This window comes from Moraxella nasibovis, from assembly GCF_029581575.1.
GTDB classification, from domain to species: domain Bacteria; phylum Pseudomonadota; class Gammaproteobacteria; order Pseudomonadales; family Moraxellaceae; genus Moraxella; species Moraxella nasibovis.
Genome location: NZ_CP089975.1, coordinates 815,602 through 836,599 on the forward strand (window position 1 = coordinate 815,602; position 20,998 = coordinate 836,599).

The following is a 20,998-nucleotide window of genomic DNA, read 5'->3' on the forward strand; positions in this document are numbered from 1 at the left end:
CATTTGTTAGGATGTATATTCCATTCATTTATCCATTCATTGATACAAGGAAATAGCCATGAGTATTTATCAAGACCATCTTTCTAAGCGTCAAGCCCAAGAAAACTCAGCTGTTGAGCTGATTGTTGCCCTTGCCAAGCTACACGCCAATCAGGTGAATGTATTGTTCTTTGGTGAGCGTGTCAGTCTGTCTGTGGCGGATATTTTAACCAAGCACGCCAATGCAGGACTGAATGTGGCGGATACTTTGGCGCTGGCACAGTCATTGACAGTGGCGAACACGACTGTGGATTTGGGTCAGGCGGTCAAAGCCGGCAAGACGGCGGCGGATTTTGCCGATGGTCAAGAAGTGCCAGCAACAGATGTGGTGCTATATGGTTTTGGTCGCATTGGTCGTATTTTGGCACGCCTACTCATGAGCCGTCCTGCGTCTGATAAGGGCTTACAACTAAAAGCCATCGTGGTGCGTCCAGCAGGCGAGGGCGATCTTGCCAAGCGTGGTAGCTTACTTGAGCGTGATTCGGTGCATGGTTGGTTTGATGGTAGCGTAGAGATTGATACTGCCAATAACGGCATCATCGCAGGCGGTCGCTTTATCAAGGTCATCTATGCGTCTGACCCATCAGAAGTGGATTATACCGCTCACGGCATTGATAACGCCATCGTGATTGACAACACTGGCAAATGGAAAGATGAAGTAGGTCTGGGTAAGCATTTGGCAAGTCGTGGCGTGGCAAAAGTACTACTGACTGCCCCAGCCAAAGGCGACATCAAAAATGTAGTCTATGGCGTAAACCACAAAACCATCGGTACTGACAAAATCGTTTCGGCAGCGTCTTGCACCACCAACGCCATCACGCCAACGCTTAAAGTATTGCACGATGAATTTGGTATCGTAAATGGTCATATGGAGACGGTACACGCCTTTACCAATGACCAAAATTTGGTGGACAACCACCACAAGGCAGACCGCCGTGGTCGTGCTGCCCCGCTAAACATGGTGATGACTTCAACAGGTGCAGCATCTGCGGTTGCCAAAGCCATTCCTGAATTAAAAGGCAAACTGTCTGGCAATGCAATCCGTGTGCCAACGCCAAATGTTTCTTTGGCAATCTTGAACCTAAACTTTGAAAAAGCAGTGGGTACGGCTGATGAGCTAAATGCTTTTATCAAGGCGAAATCGCAAAGCATCGAATGGCAAGAACAAATCGACTATTCAGACAGCCCAGAAGCGGTATCAACTGACTTCGTTGGTTCTGAAAAAGTGGCGATTTTTGATGCCAAAGCGACCATCGCCAGCGATAACCGTGCCACGATGTATGTATGGTATGACAACGAAATGGGTTATAGCACCCAAGTGATTCGTGTTGCCGAAGAGATGGCGGCAAATGGTTGATTGCTTTTTATCGTGATGATAAAAACCACCAAACGGTTTGGGCTGTTTGGTGGTTTTTTGTGAAAGCTTAACAAAATCAATGGGTTGTATTATAAATGTTGGGTTTTGCATTCGCTCAATCTAATTTACTGTGCTGACCCAAATCCAATGAGTGATGAAGAGCGTGAAATCTTTGAGTGGGAGAAGGATAAAATCAAGGCATGTCAAGAAATAATGGGTGATGATTGTTGTGTTTAATGGCAAAAATCCTTGAACATCAAGCTGGTTTAAAATATAATTTGGAAATTATGGTATTTGTGTAGAGTGCATGGAATGTTAATGCTGCTTTGTTTTTTCATTGCAATCATGATTGTATTATGCTTAGCCATTCCTTTTGTCGGTATTCCTTTGTTGATAATGGGGGTAATTTTGTACAGCTTTACTATCGGGTTTGTTGGTTCAATGTGGGAATCTTACAAAGAACATCAAAAAACTTAATCTGATGCCTGCTTTTTTATCATAAGTCCGTAGGGCGGGTTGAGGTACGAAACCCAACAAATTCAATGAGTTACACCATAATGCTGGGTTGCGCTGTCGCCAACCCAGCCTATGGGATCCGACTTTAAGTCAGTAATATGTATATATTTGGTTTTTTATCTCTGGCTGCCTCTAATAATTGATGGATTGATGTATTGGTTTCTTCACATATCATCATTTGGATTTCACTGGATATGCTCGCAAGGTAAGCCTCGATTATTAAAGTTAAAATTTGTTGTGATAAAATTGGATTTTTTCTAGAAAATTCAGACCAATTATAGATATGAATATCATGCCAATTCATCCAATTTTCATTAAAAAAATCACACACAACATCAAACAGTGCGTCAAAGCTACGCCCGCTTACAAGGCTTGGGCTTTCCCTGCCTTTTAGTTTTTGTGAAACACGCAAAATAGCATTTTCTTTACCAGAGCAATCTTGAAAATCAATCATGATTTTTTTATTGCTTTTTGGTAATTCGCTCTTTTTGCAAAAAGTAATCATTTTATTCTCCCAAAAGGCTTTTTTGTCAGCCCATAGGTTGGACTTCTCTTTCTAAAACCCATCCCATCAGAATGATTTTGGCTCTCATCGCCCACGCCACACAGATTTTAATATTGTACATTATACATTCTATCATGCTATAATACCCAGTTAATTTTAAGATTTTTACAATAAATTTAAACCAAATAAGAAGAGAAATTATGCGTTTTATTGATGAAGCTGTAATCAGCGTAAAAGCAGGCGATGGCGGTAATGGTATCGTCAGTTTCCGCCGTGAAAAATTTGTCCCTAAGGGTGGTCCTGACGGTGGCGATGGTGGCAAAGGCGGTAGTGTTTATGTAGTGGCAGATGACAACACCAACACGCTGGTGGATTTTCGCTATACTCGTAAATTTGAAGCCAAGCGAGGCGAAAACGGTCGCTCAAAAAACTGCTCAGGCAAAGGGGCGGATGATGTGTATCTGAAAGTCCCAGTTGGCACGACCATCATTGACACCGACCTTGATGTGGTGATTGGCGATTTGACCGAGATTGGACAAACCGTACTGGTCGCTAAAGGTGGCGATGGCGGTTTTGGTAATACTCGTTTTAAAACTTCAACCAACCAAGCCCCAAGAAAAGCAATCCCTGGCTTTGCTGGTGAAGCAAAAAATCTAAAATTAGAATTAAAAGTTGTCGCTGATGTCGGTTTGATTGGTTTGCCAAACGCTGGCAAATCCACCTTCATTCGTCAGGTGTCGTCTGCTCGCCCAAAGGTTGCTGACTACCCATTTACCACCCTTGTGCCAAATTTGGGTGTGGTTGATGTGGGGACGCATCAGTCTTTTGTGATGGCAGACATTCCAGGGCTTATTGAGGGTGCGTCAGATGGGGCGGGACTTGGCATTCGCTTTTTAAAGCATGTGGCTCGTACTCGCCGTCTTTTGCATATCGTTGATGTCAAGCCGATTGACGGTTCAAATCCCGTGGACAATGCTCGTATCATCATGGATGAGCTGGTTAAATTTTCTGCTGAATTATCCAAATTGCCACAGATTTTGGTACTCAATAAAATTGACCAGCTAGACGATGAAGAAGTTGATGCAGTGTGCGAAAATATCGTTAATGAGCTTGGCTGGACGGGCGAAGTGTTTCGCACTTCGACCATCGGTGGTGTTGGTACAGATGAGATTAAGTATCATCTGATGAGTGAAATTGAAGCTGAACAAGAGCGTGAGGCTGAGGATCCTGAGTTTGCCAAAGCACAAGCAGAGCGCTTTGCTCGTCTTGAAGAAGAGGTTCGCCACAACACCGAAATCCAAAAAGAGGCGTACCGTGCCAAACGCAAAGCCGAACGAGAGGGCTTGTCCGATGATGAGGACGATTGGGATGAAGATGATTATGATGTGGCGGTGGAGTACGCACCGTATTGATGGCGTAAATAATCAAGGTTAATTGCATGGATAATGTCATGGAAAATCAGCTCAAACGCCCAAAACGAGTCGTCGTCAAAATTGGCTCATCGCTTTTGACCAACAACGGTCGAGGGCTTGACCGCACCGCCATTTATGAATGGGCGAGGCAAATTGCCACAGTCCATGCTCGTGGTATCGAGGTGGTGCTGGTGTCTAGCGGAGCCATCGCAGAGGGCGTGGTGCGTATGAATTTGCCCGAACGCCCAAAAAAACTCCCTGCCTTGCAAGCCTGTGCGTCCATTGGGCAGATGGGGCTGATTGAAACATGGTGGCAAGCCTTAATCCAAAAGGGCGTGCAGTCATCGCAGATTTTGCTCACGCATGACGACCTTGCCCATCGTTCTCGCTATTTAAACATCAGCCAGACCATGAATCAGCTCATTGATTGGCGTGTCGTGCCTGTGGTGAATGAAAATGACACGGTGAGCTTTGGCGAGATTAAATTTGGCGACAATGACACGCTGGGGGCGATGAGTGCCACGCTCGTGGGGGCGGATTTGTACATCATTTTGACCGACCAAGAGGGCGTATTTACTGACAATCCACGCACCAATCCTGATGCCAAACTTATTCAAAGCGAGCGAGCGATGGCGGATTATTTGTTTGAGGTGGCGGGTGATGGCGGTAAATGGGGATCTGGCGGTATGCTGACCAAAATCCGTGCGGCGCGACTGGCTGCGATGGCAAATTGTCCGACCGTGATTGCTAATGGTAAGGTAGAGAATGTCATTACTCGCTTGGTTGATGGCGAGAGTATTGGCACACGCCTGACCACCGACCATGCCGACCGCCTGATTGCCAAAAAACAATGGCTTGCCACACACATTCGAGTGGCAGGTACGCTCATCATTGATGAAGGGGCGGCAGGTGCCATCACTGAGCAGGGCAAATCTTTGCTGCCTGTGGGTGTGGTGGAAGTGCAGGGCGATTTTGATGCAGGCGATGTGGTGGAAATCGTCAGCCGTCAAAAGGTGCGTCTGGCGGTGGGGCAAGTGGGCTTTGATAGCAGTCAGGCCAAGCAAATTACCCAAAAGCACACCGATGAAGTGTTGCAAATTCTTGGTTTAACGGACGATGACAAAGTGGTGATGGTGCATCGTGATGAGATGGCGCTGCTGTGAGCGATGAATCGCACTCATCACAAATAAGCTTATGATATGAATAACAACGCATCGACAGGCACGCCACTACTCATCGCCGACCGTCTGTGCCATCAAGATGGGCAAAGACTACTCTTAAACCAAGTGTCTTTTTCGCTCATGGCAGGTCAGAAAGTGGCGCTGCTGGGGCGCTCAGGCTCTGGTAAGTCGCTCTTGTTGCACGCATTGGCAGATTTATTGCCATTGCAGTCGGGCGAGATCTATCTGAATGACTCTTTTGGCTTAACTCATCATCCCCTAGCACCCATCAGCACAATCGACCCTAAAATGTATCGAAGTCGGGTGGTTTTATTACACCAAATGCCAAGCCTGACGGAAGGCGCGGTGCTTGATAATCTGACATTGCCTTTTTCTTTTAAACATCATCAAGACAAAGCCTTTGATAAAGACTGGCATTTGTCGTGCTTGCAGGTTTTGGGTCGAGATGAGAGCTTTTTGAGTCGCTCGGCAGATCAGCTGTCAGGTGGTGAACGGCAGATTGTCAATTTTTTACGAAGTTTGCAGTTTGACCCTAGTATCGCATTGTTTGATGAAATCACTTCCGCCTTGGATGGTGAGACGGCTGATGCATTGATTCGCTTGACACTTGATTGGTATGGTGATGGGCTGGACAAGGCGATGATGTGGGTGACGCACACACCAGATGAGGCGGCGAAACTCTCAGCGCAGGTGTGGCATATGGACAATGGCGCCTTGAATGACGGACGGCGTGTATGACAACAATCACGCTAAATCTGATGGATGTTGCCCTAGCCAGTATGCTGCTGCTCGTCACGGTGGGGGTGTCGGCTTATCTAAAATTGGGATTGGTCAAGACGCTCATCATGGCAGGCGTGCGCACGGTGGTGCAGCTGTCGCTGATTGGGCTGATTTTGGCATGGGTATTTGCTCGTGAGAGTCTGTCGCAGGTCTTGACCATCTTGACCATCATGACGCTTATCGCCAGTATTTCGGTGCGTCAGCGCATCAAGCGACCTTATCAAGGGCTGCTATTTGACAGCATTGTTTCGCTAGGCTTTGCCACAGGGCTGATGACAATGATAGCCATGACGATGATTATCAAGGTGTCGCCTTGGTATCTGCCACAGTACATCATACCGATTTTGGGCTTGATTTTGGGGAATTCTTTAACCGCCATCAGCCTTACGACCAACGATTTGATCAACGCCTTGCATGATAAGCAGTCTTTGATTAAATCGCATTTATCGCTGTCTGCCACGCCCTTTGAGGCGGTGCATTTGCTTGTCAAATCAGCCGTGCTCAGCGGGCTGACACCCACCATCAACTCCATGCTTGTCGTGGGCTTGGTCAGCTTGCCGGGTATGATGACAGGTCAGATATTGGCAGGTGCCAATCCTACGCAGGCGGTGCGTTATCAGATCATCACGATGTTTTTGATCTGTGCAGGCAGTACGCTGTCTTGTGCCATTTCAGCGCTGCTCATCGTCCGCAGGTTTTTTGATGAGCGAGGCAGATTTGTGCTGCCACCGTCGGCATAGAGTGATGAAACTTGTTGAAGTCTGCCATCGTCTTGTCAGATTGGCTTTATAAAAGCACTCTTAGGTGGATTGGGCTTGTTGATGGTGATGTGTTATAGTACAATGATGCCTAAACTGCCAGATGTATTTTATTGGTTAATTTTTTAATGATTTTCAATGATTTATTGAAATTGGCTGACTATTTTTAAATCAATTATTTTTTGGAATAATCATGACAACAACTTTCCCAACCCTAAAAAACGACCGCCTACTGCGTGCTTTGCGTTTTGAGCCTGTGGACACCACGCCTGTGTGGATGATGCGTCAGGCGGGGCGATATTTGCCAGAGTACAAGGCGACTCGTGCGGAGGCGGGCGATTTTTTGAGTTTGTGCAAAGACACGGCTCGTGCCACCGAGGTAACTTTGCAGCCATTACGCCGTTTTGAGCTGGATGCGGCGATTTTGTTCAGCGACATTTTGACCGTGCCTGATGCCTTGGATTTGGGATTGTATTTTGAGGCAGGCGAGGGTCCAAGATTTCAAAAAACCGTCCGCACTGAAAGCGATATTGCCAATTTGCCAACGCTTAACATGGCGGATTTGAGCTATGTGACTGATGCAGTGACGAGTATTCGCCATGCGTTGGGCGGACAAGTGCCGTTGTTTGGTTTTAGTGGCAGTCCTTGGACGCTGGCGACTTATATGATTGAAGGTGGTAGCTCCAAGGAGTATCGCCATGCCAAAGAAATGATGTATGCTCGCCCAGAGTTGCTGCATGCTTTGCTTGGCAAAATCGCAGAGGCGGTAACAGAATATCTGGACGCTCAGATTGTTGCAGGGGCGGATTTGGTGCAGATTTTTGACAGTTGGGGTGGGGCGCTGGGTCATCGCCAATTTGCCGAATTCAGCCATCAGTACAACCGCCAAATCATCGCCAATCTCAAAGCCAAGCACCCAACCGTGCCAGTGGTGATGTTTACCAAAGGTGGTGGGCTGTGGGTGGATGTACAAGCTGACAGCCGAGCGGACGCACTGGGCTTTGACTGGACCATGCCACTGGATAAGGCTCGTGCGGTGCTGGGTAAGGATAAGGCGATTCAGGGCAACCTAGACCCTGCCACGCTTTATGGTACGACCGACAGCATTCGCACGGCGGTACAAAATATGCTGACTGATGTTTATGGCTCTGGCATTCATACAGGCTATGTGGCAAACTTTGGTCATGGCATCACTCAGTGGGCAAATCCTGATCACGCCAAAGCATTTGTCGATGCGGTGCATGAGTTTAAATTATAACATCAAAAAAACCATCCTCCAAAGAAGGGTGGTTTTTTATAAAAAAGTTTACAGTTGTACTATTTTTTGGCTATTTTTAAAAAATCGTGCTATAATTTGGCAAATTCTACCAAACATGGGGTGTATGATGTTATTAAAAGGTCAGCGTTTTGTGGTTACGGGCATTGCCAGTAAGCTTTCTATCGCTTGGGCGATTGCCGAGTGCTTGCACCGTGAGGGGGCTGAGCTGATTTTGACTTATCCAAACGATAAAATCAAAAAGCGTGTGGATATGGCGGCAGAGGCATTTGGGGCGGTTGCCGTGCTTGAGTGCGATGTGGGTTCGGACGATTCTATCACAGCGTGCTTTGATGAAATCAACAAAATCTGGGGCGTGGGCGACGATAAAGGTGTCAATGGCATCGTCCATGCGATTGGTTTTGCCCCTGCTGACCAGCTTGATGGCGATTTCACCACCGCCACCACGCGTGAGGGCAGTCAGATTGCTCACGACATTTCTAGCTACAGCTTTGTGGCACTTGCCAAGGCAGGGCGTGAGCTGCTTGCCGCTCGTCAAGGTTCGCTATTGACTTTGACCTATGAGGGCAGTATTTCGGTACTACCAAACTACAATGTGATGGGTATGGCAAAAGCAAGCCTTGAAGCGTCTGTGCGTTATTTGGCAAGCTCACTGGGCGGACAGGGCATTCGTGTCAATGCCATCAGTGCAGGTCCGATTCGCACATTGGCAGCAAGTGGCATCAAATCATTCCGCCGTATGCTGGATGTCAGTGAAAAAATCGCACCGCTACAACGCAATGTCAGCCAAGAAGAAGTGGGTAACGCTGCCTTGTTCCTGCTATCGCCTTGGGCAAGTGGCGTCACGGGCGAGATTTTGTTTGTAGATGCTGGCTTTAACACCGTTGCCATCAGCGAGCAGATCATGGCGATGGCAGGCGATGATGAATAAATCCATGGACTGACTTGCCAGTCAAAGGCGCAAAATCTTTAGGGTTTTGCGCTTTTATTTTTGCCAAAAAATGATTAAAATGGCGGTTTGTGAATAGATTTTTAAATATTTTAATCAGTAAAATCAAATCAATAACATGGATAAGATTCCTAATTGGGTGCTGTGTGGGGCGGTGGTGCTGGCGTTTTGTGCTGGCATATTAAACACGACTGCCTTGATGGGCTTTACGCATGTGTCGGCATCGCATGTGACGGGCAATGTCAGCTCGCTGGCGGTGTCGGTGCTGTCTGGCGACTGGCTGAACACGAAGCTGTTTTTGATGTCCATTGCGTCATTTTGGGTGGGTTCGGTGCTAAGCGGTATGCTCATCGGTGGCAGTGAATTGCACATCAATCGTAATTATGGCTATGCGATGTATTTGGAATTTGTCTTACTGCTTGCCAGTCTTGTGCTATACATGAACGACAGTGACTTTGGGCAGATGATGATTGCGATGGCGTGCGGACTGCAAAACTCAATGGTGGCGACCTATAACGGCACGGTGGTGCGTACCACGCATTTGACAGGGACGACTTCTGATTTGGGGGCGATGGTGGGTAATTGGCTGGCTGGCAGACGGCTGGTCATGCACAAGGTGGTGCTACAAAGTGCCTTGTGGTGGGGATTTTTTGTGGGTGGCTTTGTGGCGGTGGTGTTGTACCGTGAAGTGGGGTATTTTTCCATGCTGTTGCCGATGGCGATCATTTTGCTGGCGGCGGTGAGTTATCAGCACATGGCTGGGTGGTATGAGCGGTGCTGGGGCTGGCTGTGCCAGTGCGGTATCGCAAAAGCGCCAGATGAAAAGTGTGATGATATAGAAAAATAAAGCACCCAAGATGGGGTGCTTTTTTGTGCTTAAATGCTGTCAATCAAGACAATTCAAGTGGCGGTACGGTCAAGCCTTGCTTGGCATAAAACACCTTGACAAATTCATCAAAAGTCTCATTTTTAATGCTTTGGCGAATGCCACTCATGAGATTTTGATAAAAACGCAGGTTGTGAATGGTGGCAAGCTGAGCCGAGAGCATTTCGTTACATTTGTGCAGATGGTGCAAATAAGCACGGCTAAAATTTTGGCAAGTATAGCAATCGCATTCGCCATCCACAGGCGATTTGTCAAAACGATGGACGGCATTTTTGATTTTAATTGCCCCAGTGGAGGTGAATAAATGTCCGTTTCTTGCGTTACGAGTTGGCATGACACAGTCAAACATATCCACGCCACGACGCACCGCTTCCACAATGTCGGCAGGCGTACCCACACCCATCAGATAGCGTGGTTTGTCAGACGGCATCAGATTTGGCAGATAATTTAAAACGCTAATCATCTCATCTTTTGGCTCGCCCACCGACAGCCCGCCAATGGCATAACCGTCAAAAGGCATGGCAAGCAGTCCTGCCAATGATTTTTCACGCAAATCACGATACATAGAGCCTTGGATGATGCCAAATAAGGCGTTTTTGTTACCCAATTTTTGATGTTCATCAATGCAGCGCTGACCCCAGCGGAGCGATAATTCTAGTGATTTGTCCGCTTGCTCATGCGTGGCAGGATAGGGTGTGCATTCGTCAAACTGCATCACAATGTCAGAATTAAGCGACTTTTGAATTTGCATGGAAATCTCAGGCGATAAAAATACCTTGCTGCCATCAATGGGCGAGCGAAAATACACGCCTTCTTCCTTGATTTTTCGCATGGCGCCAAGGCTAAATACCTGAAAACCGCCCGAATCGGTCAAAATGGGCTTGTTCCAACCGATAAAATCGTGCAATCCGCCAAATTCATCAATGACCGCTGTCGTTGGGCGTAGCCACAGATGAAAAGTATTGCCCAAAATGATGTCCGCTCCGATGGCGTGAATGTCTTTTGGGAGCATACCCTTGACCGTGCCATAAGTGCCCACAGGCATGAAAGCTGGCGTCTGGACATCGCCATGAGCCAAATGAACCGTACCGCGTCTGGCACGAGTGGTGGTGTCGGTTTTGTGCAGGGTGAATTTCATAAAGCTAATAGGTGTATGATGAATAAAAAGCGTGTATTATAGCAGATTTGCGATGGTGGGTAAAAGGATTTTCATCATGGGCTTGTGGCTGCCTGATGAGATAAATGAAGATGTCTGATACGACAAATCTGATTCTGCAAAAGCGTGTTGAGTTTTTAAGTGTTTTGGATTATATTATAAACTCACCGGTCGGTGTGTCTCATTTATTTTCAAAGGATTGATTATGACCATGTTTAATTATCGTGATTTTGATGCCAAGACTTCTATTGAACTGATGCATACAAGCGCTCATTTGGCTCAGCATGCCAATTTGGCAGGCATTTCAACTTTCGTCCCGAGTTTTTTAAAGGGTATTAACAAGTCGTTATCGTTACCCGCAGGTTGGCGTGCCTTAACGCCTGATGAGCTGGGTCTGCCAAAATCGGCGCTGGATTTGTTTGGCTATTATACCATCAGTAGTAGCGTAACGGGCGATAGACCTATAAATGGCTCAGGACCTCAGTTGGTTTTGTCTGGCAAGTTTAATGATGCAGGCAAGCTGACACGCATTGGCATCAGCTGGGCAGGGACGAATGATTTGCTGGATGTGGCGGATTATTTTCATCTTAATGAGGGTAAAATCGCCCCTAAGATGGCGCCGATTTTACAGACGGTCAAAGAATACGCCATCGCTCAGGGTCTAAGCGGTGAGGATGTGATTGTAACAGGTTATAGTCTGGGCGGTGGTTTCACCAACATCATGGCAAAGTACCGTGAGAGCTTGGCGGATGGCTTTTATAATGATGCCATCTACATCGCACACGCCACACCTGTCATTTATGACGATGCCCGTGTGATTTTGAATATGGGCTATGAAGATGATGCTGTGTATCGCATCGCAGGACCGTATGAGACGATTGCTCAGGCGGTCGCTGGCGGTGGTCCGATCCTCTCTAATGTGGATGCCAACTATGAATCAAGTATTGATAATGTTGTGTTGTTTACAGGGGCTTATGGGTCGATTTTCTGGGATGTGAAAAATCCGTTTGTATCATCGCTCATCAACCTGCCACAAGGTTGGGCGGCGCACATTGCACCTGTTGGTCAAGACACTCTAGATCGCATTGCTAATTCGGTATTTTATGACTTTATGCAGCGTGATAGCCGTGTGGTGGTCGATCAGCTCAATACTTTAGAGCGATTGGTTTTTTGGGTGCAGGATAAGAGTCTGACTGCCAAAAATACTGGCAGTTTTCTCATCGGCTCGGCGCATGCTAATTTGATTCAAAGTGGCGTGCAAGGCGACTATATTGATGCAGGTGCAGGCAATGATAAAATCCGCCTAAATGCAGGCGCTGACCGTGTTGATGGTGGTGCTGGTACAGATGTGGTTATCTTAGAGGGTAAGAGTGATGCGTGGCAGGCGTATCGACTGTCTGACGGTACGGTATTTATGAATGCCAAAGATGGCAGCGGTTTAAAACAACTTGAAGGGGTTGAAAAAATCAGTTTCGCTGATGAATCGTTTACCCAGCTGCGTCCTTATGACATCAAAGAGGAAGGTCTGATTTCAAACCGCTATTTGATAAAAAGTCGTAATGTCAATATGAAATATCAAGACCACAGCGAAGGGAGCGAGGGTCATGATGTCATGATGGGTTCGACGGTATTTGCCAAAGAAGGCGATGATTTGGTATTCGCCCTGCAAGGTGTGAGTAGCTTGTTACACGGTGGCGAAGGGGCTGATCGCTTGTTTGGACATGATGGCAATGACAGTCTCTATGGCGCTGAGGGCAATGATTTCTTATATGGCGGTGCTGGCAACGACATTTTATTTGGCGGTCTTGGCAGTGATGTGTTCGCTTTTGATGCCAACAGTGCAGGCGTCAATATCATCCGTGATTTTAACAGCCATGTGGGCGACTCGGATAGAATTTTGGTGAGTCATGACTTGTTTTCTGGCGTTGATAAGCTGCGTTTGGCGACCAAAAGCTTTGGACAAGATGTCCGCATTGCTCATCACGACCTACAAATCATCATTCAAAATACCACAGTGGATGAAGTGCTAAACAGCGTTTATATCGCTGGCGTATAGTCTTATTGCCAAAAAACACCACCAAGAGCAGTCTTTGTGGTGTTTTTTGTGCTTTTAAGGTCTCCTGCCTTTGTTGATATTTGTGTGGCGATGATGTCATTTAAGATAGGTTGTCTGTCTTGTTATATCATATTTCCTGATGGCTTGGATTTATGGTTGCTGAACGCTTGTCAATAAATCCGCCAAGGCTTGTCCTGCATCATCGGTTTTCATGAATTGTTCGCCGATGAGAAAATGATGAATGTTGTTTTGTTGCATCAAATGGATGTCGTTGGCATCGTTAATGCCACTTTCAGACACCACCAAAGCGTCATCGCCCAGCGTGTCAAATAACTGCTGACAAAGGCGAATGCTGTGTGCCAAATCTACCTTAAAAGTGTTCAAATCTCGGTTGTTGATGCCGTAAATGTTGTGCGTGCTTTTTGGTAATTGCAAGGCACGATTAAGCTCATCTTGGGTATGAATCTCAATGAGTACATCCATGCCAAGCGTGATGGCAAGTGCGTGCAGGCGCGCCACCGTTTCATCATCAAGGCACGCCATGATGAGCAAAATGCAGTCTGCTCCCAAAGCACGAGACTCGATGATGTGATAATCATCCACCATAAAATCTTTACGCAGTACGGGCAAATCACACGCCTCACGGGCGGCAAGCAGATAGTCATCATGTCCCAAAAAATATTCACGGTCGGTCAGAACAGACAGGCAAGTCGCCCCAGCTTTGGCGTAGCCTTGGGCGGCAGCGGTGGGGTTGAAATTTTGGCAAATCACGCCTTTTGATGGGCTGGCTTTTTTGATTTCGCTGATGACGCCGATGTTGCCTTCTGCGGTCTTAACGGCACGCAAGGCATTGGCAAAGCCGCGTGGGGTGTCGTTGTTTTGTTTGATGATGGCAAGCAGTTCATCTTGGCTGACTTTGGCTTTGACGGCTTGGATTTCTTGGTGTTTGGTTAGGACGATTTTTTGTAAAATGCTGGGCGTATTGCTTTGGGTCATGATAAATCCTTGTTGTTGTTTTTAAGTGCCAATTAAGGCATGGCTTGGAATTTGTGCTGTTTAAGCCTGTGCTTTGATGGTTTGGGTAAATGTGGCAAAATCTTGCATTTTTTGTAAGGCTTGACCGCCGTTAATGATGGCTTTGGCAAGTGCCACGCCGTCTTTGATGGTGTCTGCTTGCCCTGCCACATAAATCGCTGCCCCTGCATTAAAGGCGATCATTGCTTGGGCTTTTTGAATGCGTAAGTCGTCTGATGAGCCAGCCAAAGCGGTTTTGATGAGTGTTAGGCTGTCGTCTGACGAGACAACCCCCAAGCCTTGTAAATCTTGACACGCCAATCCAACATCGGTAGGGCTGATGGTATAAGAGCGTACCACGCCGTCTTTTAATTCGCTGACGAAATTATCGCCTGCAATGCTAAGCTCATCCAAGCCATCTACCGAATGCACGACTAAGGCATGGCGACTGCCTAAGTTTTTTAGCACGCACGCCAACGGCTCGCATAAAGATTGGTCAAACACGCCAATGACTTGATTGATGACACCAGCAGGATTGGTCAAAGGTCCTAAGACATTAAAAATGGTGCGTGCTTTTAATTGGCTGCGCACACCGATGGCGTGTTTCATGGCTTTGTGATGATTGGGGGCGAATAAAAACCCTAATTTTTGTTCGTTTAGGCACGCAAGCAGTTCGTTATTATTCAAATCCAGTCGCACGCCAGCGGTTTGTAATAAATCTGATGAGCCTGATTTGGTAGAAACGCCACGATTGCCGTGTTTGGCGACCGTTGCACCACTACTTGCCACGACAAAGGCGGCTGCGGTGGAGACATTGAATAAATTTGCCCCATCGCCCCCTGTGCCGACAATATCCACCGCGTGTGTTAAATCGGGCAAGCTGACACCATCGGCAAGCGTTCGCATGACGGCAGCGGCGGCAGTGATTTCGTCAATGCTCTCGCCTTTGCAACGCAGTGCCACCAAAATCGCTCCCATCAGTGCGTCAGGACAGCGTCCGTGCATGATGGCAAGCATGACCGCCTGCATGGTGCTGGAGTCTAGATCGTTGCCTTGTAGTAGGGTGTTTAGGCTATGGCTTAAAAATTGCCCAATATCTTCATCGCTTACTGTTTGGATATTATCAAGAGTAATCATGGCTTTGTGTTGGGTTGGTGGTTTTGCTTGGTTTTTGGTGGCTCTTAGGCGACTTCTGGCAGATTGGCATTGTCCAATTTGGCAAGTCCGTGGCGCGCCAGAAAATTATTAAAAATCTGATAGCCATGCTCACTTAAGATGGATTCTGGGTGAAATTGTACGCCTTCTACCGCCAAAGTCTTGTGGCGTACGCCCATGATTTCTTCCATGGAGCCATCAGGGCGCTGTGTCCATGCGGTGATTTCTAGGCAGTCTGGCAGGGTGTTTTTGTCAATCACAAGAGAATGATAACGAGTGGCGTTAAACGGCTGTGGCAGGTCGCTAAAAACGCCCACGCCATGATGATAAACCGCCGACAGTCTGCCATGCATGACTTCGCCAGCTCGCACCACCTGACCGCCGAACGCCTGCCCAATCGCCTGATGACCCAGACACACGCCCAAGATGGGAATGCTGCCTGACAATTCTTGTAAAATTGGCAGGGTAACGCCAGCTTCGGTGGGGCTACACGGACCAGGTCCTAAAATGATGGCTTTTGGCGAGAGTTTTTTGATGTCGTCTAAGCTGGTTTCGTCATTGCGAAGGACTTCGATGTCTTGTTGCAGCTCGCCAAAATACTGCACGATGTTGTAAGTGAAGCTGCAGTAGTTGTCTATCATTAAGATCATGAAATATTCCTTATTTTTCAAATTTTTTGCAGGCATTATCAAAGAAGTTTAAAATGATACAAATTTACACTAAGTAGGGGCGAATTGCAATTCGCCTGATATTAAATGTCTGGGTGTTTCAAATAAAATCATTGTACCACTTTCATGGGGCTTTGTTAAGGCAAAAATCGCCAAGAAAAATCCCCTAAAATAAATTTAGGGGATTTCCATTAGCTACCAAAACTTGCAAACAAATCGTATTCGCTCGCCTCATCGATGGTTACGGTCAAAAACTCGCCAACTTTGACGCTGCCATCAATATTATCCACATAGACATGACCATCAATCTCTGGTGCGTCTGCGTAACTACGGCAGATGGCGATGTTTTCATCAAAATCAATCTCATCAACCAGTACGACCATTTTTTTGCCGACTTTTTCTTGTAATTTTTCTTCGCTGATGGCTTGGGCGACCGCCATAAATCGCTCATATCGTTCTTGTTTGACCGCCTCTGGCACAGGATTTGGTAAGTCATTCGCCACCGCACCTTCAATCTCTGAATAAGTAAAGCAGCCGACACGATCAAGGCGAGCTTGTTTTAGCCAGTCCAGAAGGTATTCAAAATCTTCTTCGGTTTCCCCTGGAAAGCCCACCACAAAAGTAGAGCGAATGACGATCTCTGGGCAGATTTCACGCCACGCACGAATCCGCTCAAGGGTGTCTTCGCTCATCGCAGGGCGTTTCATCGCTTTTAGTACATTTGGGCTTGCGTGCTGAAATGGGATGTCTAGGTAAGGCAGTAGTCCGCCTGTGCCGCCCGACTTTGCCATACTGTCCGCCATAATCTGCACCACATTATCCACATGCGGATAAGGATACACATAGTGCAGACGCACCCAGATGCCAAGTTTCGCCATCGCCTCGCACATGTCAAAAAACTTGGTTTTTAAAGGCATTCCGTCCCAAAAAGTGGTTTTGTATTTTAGATCCACGCCATAGGCAGAAGTGTCTTGGCTGATGATGAGCAGTTCTTTGACGCCAGAATTTTTAAGAGCGACCGCTTCTTTCATCACGCTGTCAATGGTGCGAGAAACCAAGTCGCCACGCAATGACGGAATGATACAAAAAGTACAGCGATGATTGCAGCCCTCTGAGATTTTGAGATAAGCATAATGCTTGGGGGTGAGCTTAATGCCAGCGTCATTGATTAGGTCGATTTTTGGGTCGTAAGTCTTGGTTTTGACAGGTTTTGGTACATGGTGCGTTACCGCTTGCACGACTTCTTCATAAGCGTGAGCTCCAGTAACGGCAAGCACGGCGGGGTGCATGGTGCGGATTTTGTCGGCATCTTTGCCAAGACAACCTGTCACGATGACGCGCCCATTTTGGTTGATCGCCTCGCCGATGGCGTCTAGGGATTCTTGGACGGCAGATTCGATAAAACCACAGGTATTGACCACCACCAAGTCAGCCCCGTCATAGTCTTTGGCGACTTCATAACCCTCACGGCTAAGTTCAGTGATAATGCGCTCAGAATCTACCAGTGCTTTTGGGCAGCCAAGCGAAACAAAGCCGATTTTTGGGGCTGTGCCAGCTGTGTGAAGCTGTGTGGCAATCTGGGCGGCGTCTTCAATACTGCGGTTTTGGTTGTGATTGGCTTTGTGATGATAGCCTGTGTCGGCAGGGTTTGGTTGTTTTGGATCAAAGGTCTGAACGGTCATGTTAGCTGTCTTTATTGATGGCTTAAAAGGGTTATTATAGCATAAATCTACAAATACTGATAAAGGGCTAGGCAAATAAAAAGTCCCAAATCATCAGATTTAGGACTTCTTGAATAGTGGCGCAGCGGACGGGACTCGAACCCGCGACCCCCGGCGTGACAGGCCGGTATTCTAACCAACTGAACTACCGCTGCGAACATGGTGGGCGGTAACGGATTCGAACCGCTGACCCTCTGCTTGTAAGGCAGACGCTCTACCAACTGAGCTAACCGCCCATGTTCTTTAAACTTGGCAAACTCGATAATTCGTTATCGTGTTCGTTCGTTGTGCTGCGTATTATATAGATTTTTGATTGAGTGTCAAATGTTTTTTTCAAAAAAAATTTAAATAATTTATAAATATATGATTTAATTCATAATTTTTTATGATTATTTCATACCTTCTTTATTAAACATGGATTTACTGGGTGGGATTTGTATTGATGTCAATGCGTCTGAGTAAAAATGTGTCTGAGTAAGTTTGACAAAAAACGCCCATTTTCATGGACGCTTAGATTTTTAATGAACGCTTGGATGGTCAAATCAGGCAGCAAGTGCCTTGACGATGTCGCCTTCAAGGTCTTTTGGCTTGGTGATGGGTGCGTAGCGACTGATGACCTTGCCATCTTTGCCAAGCAGAAATTTGCTAAAATTCCATTTGATGTCATCGGTGATGAGTCCGCCTTTTTGGCGTTTTAGCCATTGATAAATGGGGTGGGTGTTGTCGCCATTGACCTCAATTTTTTCCATCATCAAAAATTCTACGCCATAGTTTTTTTGACAAAATTCACCGATTTTGACGCCGTCATTAGGTTCTTGCTTGCCAAATTGATTGCACGGAAAGCCGATGACGACCAAGCCTTCTTTGTGGTATTTTTTATGTAAGGCTTGCAACCCTTCAAATTGAGGTGTAAATCCGCATTCACTGGCGGTGTTAACGATGAGCAAAACCTTGCCTGTAAATGATTGAAAATCAACGACTTTTCCAGTCAAATCATTGGCAGAAAATTGATAAATGGCGGTCATTTTTTATCCTTAAATAAAATTGATGGGCGTGTTATGTCCGTGGCTCAAAATCGATGGCGACTGAGTTGATGCAGTAGCGAAGCCCTGTGCCTGTGACGAAATTGTCATCAAAGACATGACCCAAATGCCCGCCGCAGTTGGTGCAAGTAACTTCAATGCGGCGCATACCATGCGACAAATCCAGCGTCTCGGTCAGGGCATGGTCATTGATGGTCTGGTCAAAACTTGGCCAGCCGCAGCCTGAATGAAACTTGCTTTTGCTGTCAAACAGCTTGGCATGACAGCCTTGACAGCGATAAATGCCATCGTCTTTGCTGTCGGTATAAATGCCTGTAAAAGGGCGTTCGGTGCCTTTTTGGCGTAGCACATAATACGCCTCATCGCTTAGGCGTGCTTGCCAGTCGGCATCACTCATGGCGGCGATTTGTTCAGGGGTTAATACTTGATTGGCTGGCATGATGGCTCCTTGATTTATTTGGTGATGTCAAGTCAGATGGTTGGGTCAAATTGGATTTACCCAAATTAGATGGTTGCGATGGTGCAAATTACAAGGCAGTGAAAAGGAAATTTAAAAATGCAAGTATATCTTGCATATTTTATCGCATATTTTGGTGAATTTTAAAAAATCGCCAATTTTTAAAAAATAACTTGCAAAAATTATTGTATTTTTTTAAAATTACCGCAAGTTTTGCTTATCTTTTGAAAAATTGCAAGTTTATCATGACGAATTATGCCACCCATTCTGCAAATACCAGCGACCAACAAAAAATGCAAGGCATTCGCCTAAAACAGCTGCGCAAGTCTTTGGGGCTGTCGGCGCAAAAGCTCGCCCAAAAGCTTAGCGAGCAGGGCGCTCAGGTGAGCCGTGGGGCGATCGCCAACTGGGAATGTGGCAAAAATGGCATCGCCAGCAACAAATTATCCATCTTGGCAAGCGTGCTAAACACCACTGAAAGCTATCTGTTGACGGGGCGACATCAGCTTGTAAATGACAAGCAAGTCATTGAAAAAAAAGACAATTTTAATATCATTTCAAACTCAAATTCTAAGGCGGACGACATGAGCCAAGTCAATCAACCCCTAAAAAAATCCAACAAACTTGCCAATGTCTGCTACGACATTCGTGGCGAGCTTTTGCAGACGGCAAGTCGCATGGAGGCAGAAGGGCAGCGCATCATCAAGCTGAACATCGGCAACCCTGAGCCATTTGGTCTGCTGCCGCCTGATGAGATCGTGCAAGATGTGGCGATGAACCTTCATCAGGCGTCTGGATATTCGGATTCTAAGGGGATTTTTGCTGCTCGTAAGGCTGTTTTGCAGTATTATCAAGGCAAGGGTCTTTTGAGTGCCACCGATGTCAGTGATGTGTTCATTGGCAATGGTGTCAGTGAGCTGATCGTCATGGTAATGCAAGCACTGCTTGACGATGGCGATGAGGTGCTGATCCCGATGCCTGACTATCCGCTATGGACAGCGGCGGCAAATCTGGCAGGCGGTCGAGCGGTGCATTATCGCTGTGTCGAGGAAAATGACTGGCAGCCTGACTTGGCAGACATTGAGAGTAAAATCACGCCACGCACCAAAGGCATTGTCGTCATCAACCCAAACAACCCAACAGGGGCGCTGTACTCAGATGAGGTGCTAAAAAGCATTGCTGATTTGGCGGTCAAATACGGCTTGGTGCTGATGGCGGATGAGATTTATGACCGCATTTTGTATGATGGGGCGGTGCATACGCCGATGTGCACGATCACCGATCAGACTTTGGTACTGACATTTAATGGGCTGTCAAAGTCGCACCGCATCGCAGGCTATCGCTCAGGCTGGGTGATGATCTCTGGTAAAAAGGACCATGCGACAGACTTCATTGAAGGCTTGACCATGCTTGCCAGTATGCGCCTGTGTGCCAATGTGCCAGCGCAGTACGCCATTCAAACTTCGATGGGCGGCTATCAGTCCATGCAGGCGCTGACCGCACCAAATGGGCGACTGTGCAAGCAAAGAGATCTGGCGGTGTCTCGCCTAAATGCCATCAAGGGCATCAGCTGCACCGTACCAAAAGGAGCGTTTTATTGCTTTGCCAAGATTGACCGTGAAGTATATCCAATTGATAATGACATGCAGTTTATGATGGATTTGCTCGTGCAAGAAAAGGTGCTGATGGTGCAAGGTACGGGTTTTAACTGGGATCAGCCTGATCATTTTCGTGTTGTGTTTTTGCCAAATCTTATTGATTTGGAAGATGCGATGGACAGATTGGACAGATTTTTTGCCAATAAACGCAAGGAATTTGGGACGGAGTGACCCGAGTGCTTGTCAGCCCTTACAACGGTCTTAAAAAAGCTTGCCTATGGCAGGCTTTTTGTGCTTTTATAATACTTTAAATGACGATGCCTTGATGGTGGCTTTGGTGTTGAGTTGGTGCAGTTGACAAGCAACCTTAAATATGCCTAAATTCTCTATCTATATGCCATTTTTGAATTTTAATTTTTGCCATGAAATGCTTAATATGGCAGCTTAACAAATTACCTATCATTACATCAT

At 46.7% G+C, this 20,998-nt stretch carries 18 protein-coding genes and 2 tRNA genes; 10 read left to right on the plus strand and 10 right to left on the minus strand.

What is annotated here, in order from left to right:
- Nucleotides 1-58: 58 nt before the first annotated feature.
- The gene (locus LU290_RS03855) at nucleotides 59-1,396 is read left to right on the plus strand and encodes a glyceraldehyde-3-phosphate dehydrogenase (RefSeq protein ID WP_277809238.1); all 1,338 of its coding nucleotides are present in this window, start codon (nucleotides 59-61) and stop codon (nucleotides 1,394-1,396) included.
- A gap of 601 nt (nucleotides 1,397-1,997) precedes the next feature.
- Here the strand turns inward: LU290_RS03855 and LU290_RS03860 are convergent.
- Nucleotides 1,998-2,417, minus strand: a complete 420-nt coding sequence (locus tag LU290_RS03860; protein ID WP_277809239.1) for a hypothetical protein — start codon at nucleotides 2,415-2,417, stop codon at nucleotides 1,998-2,000.
- Nucleotides 2,418-2,617: 200 nt separating this feature from the next.
- Between LU290_RS03860 and cgtA the strand changes: the two genes are divergently transcribed.
- The 7 genes from cgtA (at nucleotide 2,618) to LU290_RS03895 (ending at nucleotide 9,620) form a co-directional block, all read left to right on the plus strand.
- A complete protein-coding gene (gene cgtA, locus LU290_RS03865; RefSeq protein WP_277809240.1) occupies nucleotides 2,618-3,829 on the plus strand; it encodes an Obg family GTPase CgtA in 1,212 nt (403 codons plus the stop codon).
- A 26-nt stretch (nucleotides 3,830-3,855) separates the two neighbouring features.
- Nucleotides 3,856-4,992 (plus strand): glutamate 5-kinase, encoded by a 1,137-nt coding sequence (gene proB / locus LU290_RS03870; protein WP_277809241.1) that lies wholly within the window; start codon nucleotides 3,856-3,858, stop codon nucleotides 4,990-4,992.
- Nucleotides 4,993-5,028: 36 nt separating this feature from the next.
- Entirely contained in the window at nucleotides 5,029-5,748 is a 720-nt protein-coding gene (locus LU290_RS03875; protein WP_277809242.1) for an ABC transporter ATP-binding protein, read from the plus strand.
- A complete protein-coding gene (locus tag LU290_RS03880) occupies nucleotides 5,745-6,530 on the plus strand; it encodes an ABC transporter permease (RefSeq protein ID WP_277809243.1) in 786 nt (261 codons plus the stop codon). Before LU290_RS03875 ends, LU290_RS03880 begins: the two co-directional genes overlap by 4 nt.
- Before the next feature lie 211 nt (nucleotides 6,531-6,741).
- Entirely contained in the window at nucleotides 6,742-7,806 is a 1,065-nt protein-coding gene (gene hemE, locus LU290_RS03885) for a uroporphyrinogen decarboxylase (RefSeq protein ID WP_277809244.1), read from the plus strand.
- A 127-nt stretch (nucleotides 7,807-7,933) separates the two neighbouring features.
- Nucleotides 7,934-8,755: an enoyl-ACP reductase FabI gene (locus LU290_RS03890; RefSeq protein ID WP_277809548.1), complete on the plus strand. Its 822-nt coding sequence runs from the start codon at nucleotides 7,934-7,936 to the stop codon at nucleotides 8,753-8,755.
- A 136-nt stretch (nucleotides 8,756-8,891) separates the two neighbouring features.
- The gene (locus LU290_RS03895) at nucleotides 8,892-9,620 is read left to right on the plus strand and encodes a YoaK family protein (RefSeq protein ID WP_277809245.1); all 729 of its coding nucleotides are present in this window, start codon (nucleotides 8,892-8,894) and stop codon (nucleotides 9,618-9,620) included.
- A gap of 43 nt (nucleotides 9,621-9,663) precedes the next feature.
- Here the strand turns inward: LU290_RS03895 and tgt are convergent, their stop codons facing one another.
- Entirely contained in the window at nucleotides 9,664-10,797 is a 1,134-nt protein-coding gene (tgt, locus tag LU290_RS03900; RefSeq protein ID WP_277809246.1) for a tRNA guanosine(34) transglycosylase Tgt, read from the minus strand.
- Nucleotides 10,798-11,020: 223 nt separating this feature from the next.
- On the opposite strand from tgt, the gene LU290_RS03905 reads away from it, so the two are divergent.
- Entirely contained in the window at nucleotides 11,021-12,871 is a 1,851-nt protein-coding gene (locus tag LU290_RS03905; RefSeq protein ID WP_277809247.1) for a calcium-binding protein, read from the plus strand.
- 150 nt (nucleotides 12,872-13,021) lie between these two features.
- On the opposite strand, the gene trpC is transcribed toward LU290_RS03905, so the two are convergent.
- The 8 genes from trpC to msrB form a co-directional block, all read right to left on the minus strand.
- Entirely contained in the window at nucleotides 13,022-13,867 is an 846-nt protein-coding gene (gene trpC, locus LU290_RS03910) for an indole-3-glycerol phosphate synthase TrpC (protein ID WP_277809248.1), read from the minus strand.
- A 60-nt stretch (nucleotides 13,868-13,927) separates the two neighbouring features.
- A complete protein-coding gene (gene trpD, locus LU290_RS03915; protein ID WP_277809249.1) occupies nucleotides 13,928-15,022 on the minus strand; it encodes an anthranilate phosphoribosyltransferase in 1,095 nt (364 codons plus the stop codon).
- Between the two features lie 44 nt (nucleotides 15,023-15,066).
- Nucleotides 15,067-15,690 carry an anthranilate synthase component II gene (locus LU290_RS03920; RefSeq protein WP_277809250.1) on the minus strand — a complete coding sequence of 208 codons (624 nt, stop codon included), beginning with the start codon at nucleotides 15,688-15,690 and terminating at the stop codon, nucleotides 15,067-15,069.
- Between the two features lie 209 nt (nucleotides 15,691-15,899).
- Nucleotides 15,900-17,390, minus strand: a complete 1,491-nt coding sequence (rimO, locus tag LU290_RS03925) for a 30S ribosomal protein S12 methylthiotransferase RimO (protein ID WP_277809251.1) — start codon at nucleotides 17,388-17,390, stop codon at nucleotides 15,900-15,902.
- A 117-nt stretch (nucleotides 17,391-17,507) separates the two neighbouring features.
- A tRNA-Asp gene (locus tag LU290_RS03930) sits at nucleotides 17,508-17,584 on the minus strand.
- Nucleotides 17,585-17,589: 5 nt separating this feature from the next.
- Nucleotides 17,590-17,665, minus strand: a tRNA-Val gene (locus LU290_RS03935).
- Between the two features lie 306 nt (nucleotides 17,666-17,971).
- Entirely contained in the window at nucleotides 17,972-18,454 is a 483-nt protein-coding gene (locus LU290_RS03940) for a glutathione peroxidase (RefSeq protein WP_277809252.1), read from the minus strand.
- 31 nt (nucleotides 18,455-18,485) lie between these two features.
- Complete coding sequence (gene msrB, locus LU290_RS03945; protein WP_277809253.1) at nucleotides 18,486-18,911, minus strand: peptide-methionine (R)-S-oxide reductase MsrB; 426 nt, start codon at nucleotides 18,909-18,911, stop codon at nucleotides 18,486-18,488.
- Nucleotides 18,912-19,174: 263 nt separating this feature from the next.
- Here msrB and LU290_RS03950 point away from each other — a divergent pair, with 263 nt between their 5' ends.
- Complete coding sequence (locus LU290_RS03950; RefSeq protein WP_277809254.1) at nucleotides 19,175-20,758, plus strand: aminotransferase class I/II-fold pyridoxal phosphate-dependent enzyme; 1,584 nt, start codon at nucleotides 19,175-19,177, stop codon at nucleotides 20,756-20,758.
- The last annotated feature ends 240 nt before the right edge of the window (nucleotides 20,759-20,998 follow it).